We start from the raw sequence: 12,741 nt of genomic DNA on the forward strand, positions 1-12,741 counted from the left end.
TTCATTGATGACTTTATTCTCGATAAAAATCATCTGCTACCACAGAGAATCTATAAATAATAGTGCGTAAGTCCTATATTATTGCTTTCAATAATTTATCACCTAACTTTCGTTTGTTCAAAATAATTCAGACAAACACTACTTGAAAGCCTGATCTATTTATAGCTATTCTATATGCGCAAACTTCAAACACGCCATGTAGCGTAGGAGCACATAATGTCAAAAAAACTGCCGATTTATTTCTCGGATGACGCTTGGTCATCACTTCAACAAATTATGGGTCCTGAGGGTAAGCCTAGCCCTACAATCAATGCAATTCTTGAACAAATCACGCTGCTTGATCGTCATGGTTTTACGCAAGTGTCACCACGTACATACGTAAGCATTCCCATTGCATCTGAATCCATTCCTGCAGGTTTCCCGTCCCCTGTCCAAGACTACATTGATAAAAGCATCGACCTAAACGAGCACCTTATTTCAAATGCCAATGCTACGTTTTTAAATACGATACGCACGACATCAATGGTCAATGCTGGGCTTGAATATGGCGATGTAGTCATTGTTGACCGTAGTAAAGAAGCCAAACACCGTAGCATTGTGGTTGCATTAATCGACCAAAAAGACCTGACCATTAAGCGCTTGATGATTACCGCCCAGATGTCAAAAGCTGAGTTGATTGAGCATTTTGGTGAAGACTACGACCCTGCCACTTTGCCTGAGGCATGGCTCAAGGCAGAAAGCCATGACTATGACAGTATTTACCTGAAAGATGGGCAAACGTTTGAAGTTGTCGCTGTTGTGACTTGGAACTTAAAAAACCTGTCTGTCTAAAACAATAAGAAGAATAAATCATGAAAAACGCAAATCGTGTATTTGCGCTCATTGACGTGAATAACTGTTACGTCAGCTGTGAGCGTGTATTCGATCCATCATTAAACAATCAGCCTGTTATTGTTCTATCAAACAATGATGGTTGTGCGGTCGCTCGTAGCCAAGAAGCCAAAGACTTAGGCATCAAAATGGGTGTGCCTGTATTTCAGATCAAAGACATTATTCACCACAATAATGTCCAAGTATTGTCTAGCAACTATGCTTTATATGCTGAAATGTCCCGTCGCTTTCATTCGATACTGTCTGAATTTGTGGGACCTGGTGAACAAGAAATATATTCTATAGATGAAAGCTTTCTTGAATTGACTGCATACACGAATAAGTTTGATCTGACTGACTACGCACAGCAAATGCGAACACGTATTTTGAAATGGTTGGGCTTACCTGTTTGTGTTGGCATCGGTAGAACTAAAACCGAGGCCAAGATTGCAAACCACATTGCTAAAAAGAATGCTCAGTTTAATGGTGTGTGCAACTTATACAGCATGGATCCAATCAACAAAGAGCAATTTTTCAGTGAAATTGACGTGGGTGAGGTGTGGGGTGTCGGACGCAAGCATGCGAAAAGACTGAATGATATGAGTATCAATACAGTGTATGACCTTGCGTGCACTGACCCGCGCAATATTAAAAAATTATTTTCAATTGTTATGGCTAGAACAGTGGCAGAGCTGCAAGGCATATCATGCATTGAAATTGAGCATACCCCACCGAGTAAGAAACAGATCGTGGCCAGCCGCTCATTCGGCACAAAAGTCACAGACATAAATGACTTGAGAGAAGCAATTTCGATGTATGCCCAGGATGCATGTTCACGCTTAAGAAAAGAAAATCTGTTGTGTGGATGCATCACAGCTTTTGTACAAACAAATCCCTTTGATACAAATGTGCCATTCTACAGCAACGCGCATACCTCAACATTTTCACAGCCCACTGACTGCGTGCTTGATCTTGTTGATAGAGCTGTGCGGATGCTAAACATGCTATATAGAAAGGATATGAAATTTAAGAAATGTGGAGTTGTTTTGACGTGCCTTGAGCCGAAGTCATCACATATTTATGACCTGCTCACAGATATGGAGGCGATTCAAAAAAAGGAAAGTTTAATGCAGGCGCTGGAAAGTGTTCAGATAAAGTTTGGCAAGAAAAAGATTGCTGCGGGCAGCTGCTTCTTACCAGACCGCAATTGGTCAATGAGTCGTGATAAACTGAGCAGAAACCCATTTAAGTGGGGCGAAATGCTTGAGATAACTAAATGAAAAAACAGCAAGCCAGAACAACCCGGGTTGCGTAGGGTTTGCGCCTTATAAAATTCTCGGACTAGACCATGCGGCGTAGTTGTTTTGACTATTAACATGAGTGTACGAGTGGGTATGTGGATTTGAGTGGAGTGGGTAGTTGAATAGATTTAAGCCAATTGCTTTCAGCCTTGTTGTAAGCCTATCGGTAGCATTTGTATTTTTAATGGCGACCTTTGCAATATTTGTATTTTCGAGTCCGAATGGTATGAAGGATGCGCTTAACACAATTGGAAGTTATTTTGGCGCAGTATCCACTTTAGCAGCAGCAGTCATTGCAGCGTATTTGTATACCGATTGGAAAGAGCCGCATTTTGTTTCAAAAATAGCATCAGAGCAAAAAGAGATCATCACCCTAACTAGACGCATGAAGAGAAACATAGATGCTTTTAGTTTATTTATGCGCACTAAAAAACCTTTTTATACTGGCTTAAATAATGGTGATGAGTTTGCCCTTCAATATCAAAAATTAGTGAATAACATCTTAGATGATATTGATGATTTGGCAGGTTTAATAAAGGCTTATGAGTTCAATTTTAAAGCTGACACCACCCATGAAAAGGAGCACTTACACAGACTAAATACAAGTCAAGGCATATTAGGTGAGCTTCATAGTGTATTTGCTGAGCCTAATCCAGTTCTCGGATATATTGATTCATACCCAAAGGTAAAAAGCAAAATAGAATCAGGTGAGTTAATAGAGTTATATAAAGAAATCTTATTAAATATGCCTGATTATTTATCTAAATACTATTCAACATTAGCGAGACGTTAATATTTCAAAGCCCACACTTGAGTGCTTTCAATTCACACACTGCACGCATACAGCAATGTGAACTTTTGTGCTTATTGAATGAGCTGTGCAACCTGATAGCGGGATGCACAGCAATAAACTAATTATCTTGAGCTGCATATTTTAGATTATCCGCAACACGATTAGTCCAGCCTTTGCCGTATGTGGGCCAAGTTTTTAAGGATGTATAAAATCTGAGGCGCTCGGCTTTTTGTGACATCTGATAATGCCTGACCTGAAATTGAGTATTGCCCTAATTCTTCATGAATCAATGGGAATGTAGTTTCAGGTGACTTTTTGGTACGCCACAAACGAACCGCTATGTGTTCATTAGTAGCCGTATTAATGCCTTTGAAAAACAGCTCGTATTCTGTCTCAAAGTCAGATGCCAAAGTGGTATGCGTTACAGCACCAGTGGTGTATGTAGCCAAAATCGGCATCGTTAATTCATTCACATCATGGAAAACAACCGTACCAAACTTAGCATCAACCGTGTACTGCTCACTGGTCAGTGTTTTTGCTGTGCCTTCAGTTGAATCCTTGAATGACACGGTAGACAAGTTATAACCATTAAGCTTAATTTCCTGACCTGCCACCACGGTACCAATATCTGCATCAGTAATGGTTTCAGTGGTCACTTCGGTGGTTTCACCTGAAACAATGTATTTCAGGTTTTCTTTATCCACTTTTTCAAGCTGACCAGAGAAATTTACCGCGGTAGTTTGAACCATGGTGAAGTCAGTTGTACGCTTGCCTGTCATCGATTCAACATGCTCTAGCACTTCAGCACTGATTTCTAATTCAAACTCTGGTACGTTGCCCAGATGACGCATTGCGCCTGCCACACCATTAGTGATTTTAGATAAGTAAAATTCACCTTGTAGCGAAATATATTGAGTGCTCATTATTTAGCATCTCCTGTAATTTTCTTTGTTACTGCTGCGGTTTTCACCTCTTGAATGACACCATCAGCAACTAGTTTTTTGATCTGATCTTCATTCAGACCACCAACCAACTCGCCAACCTGAAAGCGACCTACAGGCTTTAAGGCTTTGTATTGTTTCGCCATGAAAGGCTCCTAAATAAACTTTTCCGATTCAAAGATAATGGTGATGTACGCAAAGCTTGAGCTATAACCATCTCGCACCGATATAAACCGTAACGGAATACGTGAAGCAGCAGGCTTCCATCCAGCCAAAAGCTGGATGACTTTTTCAGTCAATTCGCCTGCCTCATCCGCTACAGCACGACCATCATTTAACTGTGATTGAGCATTGCGACATGCAACCGTAACCGACCATTGCTGACCGATCTGATTCAACTTGCTGTTGCCTTTGGAGTCGTTCAGGTCGATACGCACAAAGTTCACATGGGCAGATGGTGTAACCTGCGACATTTCTGTCACGTTTACCGAGTTAAGAGGCGTGTAAATTTTCTGAAAATCTTCAATCTCTTTCAGTTTTTCAGCGATTTCATCACGCACCGCGAAGAATGTAGTCATTAATAAAATCCCCTACGATGTCCAAAACCATTTCCTCGTCATCTGCATTTATGCCAAGCTGAGTCCGTGGTGGCAAAACGGATTGCTTTACCTTGCGATATTGACCAGCGACTGCAAACGTAATGTACTGACCGTTTTTCGGAAGGATTGTCGCCCCATAGTGAAGATACAGCGCATACTCAACATTGGTACCAACTTCCACACCATTAGACAAAACATTATGTGTGTAGGAGTTCATCAAGCGCCCTGTATCACGCAGCGTTTGACCGCCTTGCTGTATTGCACGCCATGACATTTTCCACGGATTACCGTCTACATCACGCCCAGTAAAAAAACGATCCTGAACACTAAAAACAAGCCCTGCACCGATCTCATCAAATAGCTTTGATTTGTTAGCGTTGAACTGGTTTAAACGTGCAAAGATCGTTTCAATGGGTGAACTGTCTGCCTTGATTGTTATCGCAAAAGCCATGCACACCTCACTTGATGCTTGGCATCAGGTCTAAAGTGGAATCACCAAATACCCCACCTGTGTAGCTGGTACCGATCGGCATGGTAGATAGCTTGTTCTTTGGTTGGTCTTCCACGATTTGGTTGGTTGCAGCATCCTGAATTTGCAAATGCGCTTTGTTATTCGCTACCAACTTTAAAAATGAAACAGCATCTTCATAACGCTGTCGCACTTCATCCGTTGGTTGCTGAAAGTAGAGGCGATAACGTGCAATATCACACGCCATGCGCTCTAAATTACTTGGCACATTTGGCAACGGCAAAGCATAACGACCACCGATATAGCCGTTAATTTCTTCCGTTGCATCCTGAATGGCATCCTGAACCGCAGTTGATGTATTTGCATGCATCAGTTTCAGTTCTTGGATTTCTTGACCAAATCGTGCAACCAAACTTGCTTCAGTTGCATACATAAGACTTACTCAGCGGTTGAGCGGGTACGACGTGCAGGCTTTTCTTGAGTTTCCTCTTGATCGGCTTCCACTTCTTTAATCGCACCCATAACTAAAAGGGCCTTAGCACGTTCTGCACTAAGACCCTCGACAGTTTGTCCTGGTAGGTACTGCCCTACGGACTGCGTTGCAATGTATTTAGCCATGCGTCACTCCTTAAATCGTGATGAAGCCAGTACCACCACAAATACCATTTTTATTTGATGGTACGACCAATGGAGCCGATTCAGTCATGAGTAAAATGCCGCTTGGATCTTCTTCGTACCATTGGCGATCAAAGTATTCTAAAGCCAAGCCATTTGCATGGATGTTTTCGATCTTACATTGCGTCACATAACCATTGGTGTCAGAAATAAGTGCAAAGTAATCCACTGGAATGAAGCGTTTCACCTGCCCTTTGTGGCGGTACGTTGCGTCATACGTCCAAATTTCAATATCACCCAAGTAGCCTTTGAACTTCGCAGAACGTGAGGCGTTTAGACCAGGGCGATAAGGAACGCTAATACCTGCATACGGCTCAACAAACTTAGCTTTAAATGCCGCATTCTTTTCCAGCGCTGACCATACTTTGCCAGTCGTAAGAATCATGGTTGCATCACCACCATTTTCATCCAACATGCGTTGTGCCATGGTTTCAATGTCTTCAACAGGCGTAGCACCTGCTTGATCCCATGCGATTGTTGGAGTAAATGCAAGCGAAGCTTCACGCCCAAAAGACACCACATTTTTGGTGTAGTCATCCGACTCAAGCACAATTCGACCAGTTGTCACCAATTCAGCAGCCATTAAGATTTTACGATTATCAATCGAGTCATGGTTGCGCTTCATGGTTTCAATTTGAGCAATCATGTATTGCTCTGATGTACTTAACTGATTGTTACCACAGATCACCATCTTGCAACCCATATTCACGGATGAAATAGGCGTTTGAGAAATTGGCACCCGCATTTTTCAAGTGGCCATCACGCTCGGCTTGATCTTTATTCAGTGGCTTAGGTTTTTCACCAAGCATCACCTTATATTCACCCCACCCATTCAAGGCACATAAAGCATCCACCACAGCCTGCAATGTTGGTGTGACCAAACGAATATCGGACTTTAGCTTATCCATTCGGACATTATCATGCACTTGGCCTAATGCTCGACTGCCCACACCATCGGTACCACTGGTGAGCGTCTGCCCTAATACAACCTTTTGAATCTGCCGAATCAATTGATTGTTAAATGATTCAAATGCTGCACCTGCTGTCCCACTGGTACCCGATGTTGAGAGAATCTGAACATCATCCTCAGCATCAATTGCCAACACACTTTGAGCATGAGCATTAAGCAATGCACGACTCATATCCTCGGTTTCAGTGTCTTTGCATTTACCAAGTAAAATTGGTGTGCCAAAACGCTCTAAGAATTTCGCCCAAAACTTAAAGCCATTTTGCTTAAAGAAAAACAGCCAATACAGTGTGGCCAACAATGCTTTACCGTATGGCTGTTGGTATGTAGCTTTGCGTCGAGTTAAGAAAAACTTAAATACCTGATCGACTTCACTTTCCACGCCTGTGCCATCTGGTCGATAGATCAAGCGTCCGTCATTTTTTGGTTCAAACCATTCCATCGGCTTTTCGCCAATCCATTGCAGCCCAATATAACCTTCAGGTTTTAGCTCATAAACTGCTTCTTGAACTGAATAACCAAACAACAAGCCACTCATGGCACCAGTAGCAATCTCAAAAAACCATTCCTTTAAAATAGCATTTAAGTTTTCTGCCTCTGCTGTATCGCTTGGCTCAATTCGTAACGGCGTAGCCAGTAAAGCATCAACCCGGGTTTCAACGGCCTGTGCAATCTCGTCATCATCAAGTAAAACGCGCAATTTATGCCGTGCAATACCCGCTTTACGCAGCACCTCGTCTATATCGGGCTGCTTGCCAAAATTAGATAAAAACTGTGTGACTGCTTCTTGAGTGTATAAGTTCCCATAAGACAAAGCCTTTTTTGACGCTTTGCCCTCTTTAGACTTTGCCATGTAAGCACCTTAATAAGTTCGAGATCCTGCCCCTGCAGGTTTTTTTGGAGTTCTAGCTTCATTTAGCTCGTTAAAGGCATCGCTACCAGCATCCACCTGATCATCATGTTTACCATTCGGAAAGTTGCGTAATTCCCTAATGAATGCCTTGTTCCAGTCACCACGAAGCATTTTTACATTTCCTACGTTCACCTGAGCCGCAAATGGCTGAGCGCGTGTGATCTTGTCACCTGAAACCGTTTCGGCTTTGACATTAAAACCGGATAGTTTGGTAATAAAGTTCTTCGCTTGAGCTTTACCCGCCTGACCTGGGTCTTGTGGTAGTCGGATCGCTACAGACTTGCCATCAAGCTCAGCAGTTTGCGTAATACGCTTTTCAACACCGTCAGGGCCTAGCTGTGCACGTTGCACATCCACAATATAGGTATAACCATCTTTGCCTTTGGCTTCACGTACGCCAGCAGTGTAGTCACCCTCATTTTCAGTAGATGCCAAATCCCATGCACGTACATGGTGGGTCAGATCTGCAGGTAATGCGTCCACAATTTCAATATTGTCAGGCTTAAAAAAACCACCTGCAGGTGGTGATGGCATTTGACGATATTGCCCCGCAAATACATACGGCGCAGCAAGCTCCATTCTCTCTAGCGTTTCAATGGTGTGTTTCGCTGGCCATAACGCTGAACCATCAGGTTGAATGGCTGAAAGACATAAATGCTCCCATTCCTCACCATTTCCACCATCTAGCAACCATCCCGCCAAATCTTCCTCATGCAAACGCTGCATGATGACAATGATTGGCGTATCTGGTGAGTTAGTACGAGATTCAAGCGTGTTTTGGAACCATTCAATAACGCCCTTTCGGATTGTATCGGAACGGGCTTCACTGGCTTTATGCGGGTCATCAATAATGATTGCACCGCCAAATGAATCTCGGAATTTGCCAGCACCAAAACCTGTAATGGTACCGCCAGTACCTTGCGAGTAGCAGACTCCGCCCTTTGCGGTACGCCAATCATCCTTTGCCTTGCTGTCATCCCGCAGTTCAAAATCAGGGAATACACGCTTGTATGCTTCTTCTTACACCAAGTTACGTGTCTGAAATGCGTTGTTTGCTGCCAGGGTTGCAGAGTAACTGATATGAATAAACTCGCTATCAGGTGACTTACCAAAGCACCATGCCATGAAATTAATCACAGCCAATTCAGTTTTAGAATACCGTGGTGGAATATTGATAATTAGGCGCTTGGTCTCCCCGCGATACACCTTCATCAAAGCATCACAGATTACACGGTGGTGCCAGTTATGCAGCCACTTGTACTTTCTACGCTCTTTGAACATATAGCGTGAGAAAAAATACAAATCCTCTTGAGCTTCAATCTGAATTGCAAGTTCACGCGCTGGATCAGTATTCATCTAAGACCCGCTCCCTAGCTTTTAGGTAGCTTTCAGTTGATACGTTCTGGTTGATGGTTTCTATTGGTCCACCACCTGCGCCTGTGATTTCCTGTTTATTTGTAAACTGCCCACCGCAGTCTTTTGCCGCCTGCTCAAGAATCTTGAGTGACATCACTGTGTTCTTTACATTGCGCTCTAATTGCTTCTGATACTGCTTTAAGCGGTAATGCTTGTTTGCAATCGGGATATCAATTAAGCCAGCATCAAAATCGGCGCGTGTCTTATTGAATAAATCGACAAATTTTTTACTTAGATTTCTGCCTGAATATTTTGTTGGATCGTAAGCCTGGCATTGGCTTCGTGAAATTTGAATCCCATACTCTTGTTTGACGAGATCAACCACCTCTTGAGGGGTATCACGGCATGCAAGAGCTTGAACTATAAATATTTTTTTGCAGGCTCTTTTAATGCTGCCATAAGCTCCCCTTTGTACAACTACGTACAACAAAGCAGGCAAAAAAAAATTTAAGCCAACTTCAATAAACACGTACCACATGCATGAGCAATTTTTGCTTTGCCGATTGTTGGACCATCATTTGCAAGCTCCACCATTTTTTGAACGTCTGGTGATGCACCGTAACGCTGAACGACACCGTGAAATTCTTCTACATCATGCGGTCGCAAATAATATTTATACTCACCTGTAGACGGGCTGATTTGGTAATTACCATCTTCATCTTTTTTAGCACCAACGTGATACAGCTCATGTTCGATCAATGCGCAAAAATCAGTATCACTGGCATTGTGTGCAAACCATGCATCAATCGTGATGATGAAATTCGGTACACAACCAAACCAGTCAATCATCTGTTTTTCTTGACGCATCTTCCGCCAGCCGCCCGCCATCGGTGCAAACTTTTCAGTCTGACCCAAAACAATTTTTTCAGACTTTTTAAACCCACTTGATGCCCATAGCACCATGAATAAATCATCATCCCACGGCGATATATGCATGTGATCAGGATTGTGTAGCTCACCACCTTCATCTATGAATGTTTTTAAAATCCATTCTTTTAATTCAGGTGCTGCCTCAAACCCCACTGGGTCTTCAGGATCAAGATCAAGCAGGTTTTGAGGCGGCATCGGTCGTTTCACAGCAATACATTCCGTAAGTTTCTAATTCGCTCTTTCAATCGGCGCATGATGCCGTCTATCGCTAGCATCTCTGCCCGCGTCAATCCTGATCTACTTAGATTCTGATACTTAGACAGTTCAGCACTGCAAAATTCTAAGTCTTTTTTCACCTGTACTTTGTCTGTCATGATTCAAACTTCTTTTTTAGATGCTACGTATATGCCTTCGTTAAACGCGATTGGCTTACCTTCAACAATGTCTTTTTTAAACCACTTAAAGCACAACCCGTATCCAAATAAGAACGACACCACACCTATTACGATATAACCCATGCCCACCACCAATAAGAAAAGAAAAACCCCTCAACATCTAGAATGTGAGGGGTCTTATGTGCCGTAATACGTTCGGCAAAAATGCCACCGAAGTGGCGAGGGTTTAATATGTACAACAGGACATCCTATAAGTTTTGTAAAATTTTACTTAAAATAGCCTTCAACCCTTGCCTTCATGGAAGGATCCACATCCTCATCTAAATAGAAACACGGTCTATATTTTTCGATCAAATAATGAATAAACTTTTGTTTATCTGGAATTGTATGTTTAAGCATAATTTGAGCGGCAACAGTAACTAAATTATTTGATTGGCGCATTAGATTTAGAATCATACTAGGGTCATAACCCATAACATCACGTGTAAAAGACTGTTTTCCTGTATGTACTAACGAATTAAGCTGCTTTAGATGATACTTTTTAAAATCACACAGATGATCAATTACTGATTTTGCAGGTAAATCAGCATTACTTAGCTTTTCGAGCATTTCACCTATCATTGGACAGGTATCACTCGTAAACTGTTCATCAAATGTGTAACTGAAATTCAGTTTTGACACTTGATGATTAGAAGCTATAAACAGCAGCCAATATGCTCTTACAACTGCTTCAAATTGAGCTCTAAATAACACCATAGCTTGTGTAGGCAAGCCAATCGCCAAAAGACCAGTTACGCCCAAACCATGATCAAATGAAATATAAATACATTGTTCAACTAGCTCTAAACGCAACCCACCATCAATCACTGTACTATTGATTATTTCCTTCTTAAGCTCTTCAACCATTTGAGTAGAGAGCTGAAAAACTTTTGTGGAATCCATAAAACAATTTGTCCATTATAATTATTCAATGATATTTCATATCTATACTAATTGCATTCACTAGATCTCTTCCCCACAATCCCGACACACTTTGATTTCTTCATCATCAATTGTGTAGTCGATCTCAGTCGCACCATGGAATCCAAACAAACACATCAAAAACTGGAGCATGCTTTTCCCCATGCATAAAAAAACCCGCATTTGGGGAAATGCGGGATAAAACTATGAACTACAGGAAAGTTCTAACTAGAGTGTATGACACTATTTAACCAAAATATATACCGTTCATCGGAATATGGCACGCCATGCAGGATTCGAACCTACAACCATTGGTATAGAAAACCCATGCTCTTTCCAGTTGAGCTAATGGCGCTTAAAAAAGGATGTGGTGATCTGCCACACCCTTGCCTTAGAACCAGCTCGGCAACTGATCTACCGCTACTCACAATCACACACACCTAACATGCACGGTCTGCTTTACTTGCTTTCAATCCTCTTTAGGTCGGGGCGCTACTCCCTAGCTCAAGCCCACAAAGGGAAGTTTACTCGATGGCATGTTCCACTGGTCAGCACTCCAGCAGGAATAAGTTGCTTTTTACAGGCATTAAAAAATCCCGCCATTTGGCGAGCTTTTAACTTATTGACAATCTCTAAAGTTAATACTGTAAGATTTTAATTTTTTCATTGTTGGATTATTGATTTCATAAACAACATTTCCCTGAGTTGTTTTAGTAAAAAATTTAGATTCAAATATCAGCGGTTCTCCACACATTCTGTTTTTGATCATTTGCAAAAATAAACGTTCGTCCAATTTTTCTTCTAATTCCTCTACCGTGTTAATTCCATCTAACTCAAGTGAAACTCTCAGTCCATTCTGCGATAGCTTGAACATTGTATACGTAGTTTGACTATCAACCTGAGCTGGCAATCTTTTCGCAAATTCATTATTTATCAATCTGGTTACGTTTAAATATTTATCGTAATTAATTATATCAAATTTCTGATTCACCGCCCCAGCATCTAGGTACATTTGATCATAACTTTCAATTGCAAATACACTATTTCCAATCCCTAGTGCCAGTAACAAAAATATTATTTTCATGTGAAATCACTGCAAACCGGATAACTATCTTTTACTATATTAGTCCAAATCAAATATTTATAAAACGCAAAAAGCCCACATTTCTGTGAGCCTTTACGGTAATTATCAGTCTTTCCTGATCGTCATTTGCTTTCGCTTATTAAGCTAGACAGCCATAATATGACCATCTTATAAAAACTATAGCTTAAATTCCGTTTAAATGGAATCTTCAGGTACGCAATTCTTTGTAAGTATTTTTTTTATACATTTCAATTGCCTTAGATGCCTCATCTATCGCTGATTCTATAGCGATTTCCATCATTGCTTCATACGGTTTCCAAGTTTTTCGATAATTATCAACCGTCATCTGGTGGCAATTAATACCGGCTTTGTTGCACAAACCTATCTGTAAAGGCTTTTTCAGCGATATAATTAGGACTTACGCACTATTATTTATAGATTCTCTGTGGTAGCAGATGATTTTTATCGAGAATAAAGTCATCAATGAA

13 protein-coding genes, 1 tRNA gene and 3 pseudogenes are annotated in these 12,741 nt (G+C 41.4%); 3 read left to right on the forward strand and 14 right to left on the reverse strand.

The genetic code is table 11. The features are described 5' to 3' along the window. Positions 1-216 precede the first annotated feature (216 nt). From umuD to HHA42_RS12175, 3 genes are all read left to right on the forward strand, one after another. Complete coding sequence (gene umuD / locus HHA42_RS12165) at positions 217-831, forward strand: translesion error-prone DNA polymerase V autoproteolytic subunit (RefSeq protein ID WP_168526656.1); 615 nt, start codon at positions 217-219, stop codon at positions 829-831. 20 nt (positions 832-851) lie between these two features. Then, positions 852-2,150 carry a Y-family DNA polymerase gene (locus HHA42_RS12170; protein ID WP_168526658.1) on the forward strand — a complete coding sequence of 433 codons (1,299 nt, stop codon included), beginning with the start codon at positions 852-854 and terminating at the stop codon, positions 2,148-2,150. Between the two features lie 139 nt (positions 2,151-2,289). Next, on the forward strand, positions 2,290-2,964 hold the full coding sequence (locus HHA42_RS12175) for a hypothetical protein (protein WP_168526660.1): 675 nt from the start codon (positions 2,290-2,292) through the stop codon (positions 2,962-2,964). A 161-nt stretch (positions 2,965-3,125) separates the two neighbouring features. Here the strand turns inward: HHA42_RS12175 and HHA42_RS12185 are convergent, their stop codons facing one another. The 14 genes and pseudogenes from HHA42_RS12185 to HHA42_RS12250 form a co-directional block, all read right to left on the reverse strand. Further along, positions 3,126-3,887 (reverse strand): hypothetical protein, encoded by a 762-nt coding sequence (locus HHA42_RS12185; protein ID WP_252726327.1) that lies wholly within the window; start codon positions 3,885-3,887, stop codon positions 3,126-3,128. Beyond that, entirely contained in the window at positions 3,887-4,051 is a 165-nt protein-coding gene (locus tag HHA42_RS12190) for a hypothetical protein (protein ID WP_168526662.1), read from the reverse strand. The genes HHA42_RS12185 and HHA42_RS12190 overlap by 1 nt, the downstream gene beginning before the upstream one ends. Before the next feature lie 9 nt (positions 4,052-4,060). Then, positions 4,061-4,483 (reverse strand): hypothetical protein, encoded by a 423-nt coding sequence (locus HHA42_RS12195; protein WP_168526664.1) that lies wholly within the window; start codon positions 4,481-4,483, stop codon positions 4,061-4,063. Further along, positions 4,458-4,955, reverse strand: coding sequence for a phage virion morphogenesis protein (locus HHA42_RS12200; protein ID WP_168526666.1), 498 nt, complete (start codon positions 4,953-4,955; stop codon positions 4,458-4,460). Before HHA42_RS12200 ends, HHA42_RS12195 begins: the two co-directional genes overlap by 26 nt. A gap of 7 nt (positions 4,956-4,962) precedes the next feature. Continuing rightward, positions 4,963-5,406 (reverse strand): DUF1320 domain-containing protein, encoded by a 444-nt coding sequence (locus tag HHA42_RS12205; RefSeq protein ID WP_168526668.1) that lies wholly within the window; start codon positions 5,404-5,406, stop codon positions 4,963-4,965. A 5-nt stretch (positions 5,407-5,411) separates the two neighbouring features. Then, positions 5,412-5,591 (reverse strand): hypothetical protein, encoded by a 180-nt coding sequence (locus tag HHA42_RS12210; protein WP_004973660.1) that lies wholly within the window; start codon positions 5,589-5,591, stop codon positions 5,412-5,414. Between the two features lie 10 nt (positions 5,592-5,601). Beyond that, positions 5,602-6,393, reverse strand: coding sequence for a major capsid protein (locus HHA42_RS12215; protein WP_354667089.1), 792 nt, complete (start codon positions 6,391-6,393; stop codon positions 5,602-5,604). Further along, positions 6,329-7,468 (reverse strand): annotated as a pseudogene (locus HHA42_RS12220) (DUF935 family protein); the annotation flags it as partial. The gene HHA42_RS12215 and the pseudogene HHA42_RS12220, both read right to left, overlap by 65 nt. A gap of 9 nt (positions 7,469-7,477) precedes the next feature. Further along, positions 7,478-8,884, reverse strand: a pseudogene (gene terL, locus HHA42_RS12225) (phage terminase large subunit). Continuing rightward, positions 8,874-9,343: pseudogene (locus HHA42_RS12230) on the reverse strand (DUF2280 domain-containing protein). Before HHA42_RS12230 ends, terL begins: the two co-directional pseudogenes overlap by 11 nt. Before the next feature lie 48 nt (positions 9,344-9,391). Then, entirely contained in the window at positions 9,392-10,021 is a 630-nt protein-coding gene (locus HHA42_RS12235; RefSeq protein WP_168526670.1) for a putative metallopeptidase, read from the reverse strand. Between the two features lie 455 nt (positions 10,022-10,476). After that, complete coding sequence (locus HHA42_RS12240) at positions 10,477-11,151, reverse strand: hypothetical protein (RefSeq protein ID WP_168526672.1); 675 nt, start codon at positions 11,149-11,151, stop codon at positions 10,477-10,479. A gap of 296 nt (positions 11,152-11,447) precedes the next feature. After that, a tRNA-Arg gene (locus HHA42_RS12245) sits at positions 11,448-11,524 on the reverse strand. A 264-nt stretch (positions 11,525-11,788) separates the two neighbouring features. Continuing rightward, positions 11,789-12,253, reverse strand: a complete 465-nt coding sequence (locus HHA42_RS12250; RefSeq protein ID WP_168526674.1) for a hypothetical protein — start codon at positions 12,251-12,253, stop codon at positions 11,789-11,791. Positions 12,254-12,741 lie beyond the last annotated feature (488 nt).

It is taken from the genome of Acinetobacter sp. A3 (genome assembly GCF_012371415.1).
Classification (GTDB): Bacteria; Pseudomonadota; Gammaproteobacteria; order Pseudomonadales; family Moraxellaceae; genus Acinetobacter.

Coding starts and splice junctions, on each gene's coding strand:
- HHA42_RS12200 (WP_168526666.1), bottom strand. CDS start 4,955: ATGGCTTTTGCGATAACAATCAAGGCAGACAGTTCACCCATTGAAACG.
- HHA42_RS12210 (WP_004973660.1), bottom strand. CDS start 5,591: ATGGCTAAATACATTGCAACGCAGTCCGTAGGGCAGTACCTACCAGGA.
- HHA42_RS12195 (WP_168526664.1), bottom strand. CDS start 4,483: ATGACTACATTCTTCGCGGTGCGTGATGAAATCGCTGAAAAACTGAAA.
- HHA42_RS12170 (WP_168526658.1), top strand. CDS start 852: ATGAAAAACGCAAATCGTGTATTTGCGCTCATTGACGTGAATAACTGT.
- HHA42_RS12240 (WP_168526672.1), bottom strand. CDS start 11,151: ATGGATTCCACAAAAGTTTTTCAGCTCTCTACTCAAATGGTTGAAGAG.
- HHA42_RS12250 (WP_168526674.1), bottom strand. CDS start 12,253: ATGAAAATAATATTTTTGTTACTGGCACTAGGGATTGGAAATAGTGTA.
- HHA42_RS12205 (WP_168526668.1), bottom strand. CDS start 5,406: ATGTATGCAACTGAAGCAAGTTTGGTTGCACGATTTGGTCAAGAAATC.
- HHA42_RS12185 (WP_252726327.1), bottom strand. CDS start 3,887: ATGAGCACTCAATATATTTCGCTACAAGGTGAATTTTACTTATCTAAA.
- HHA42_RS12215 (WP_354667089.1), bottom strand. CDS start 6,393: ATGCGGGTGCCAATTTCTCAAACGCCTATTTCATCCGTGAATATGGGT.
- umuD (WP_168526656.1), top strand. CDS start 217: ATGTCAAAAAAACTGCCGATTTATTTCTCGGATGACGCTTGGTCATCA.
- HHA42_RS12190 (WP_168526662.1), bottom strand. CDS start 4,051: ATGGCGAAACAATACAAAGCCTTAAAGCCTGTAGGTCGCTTTCAGGTT.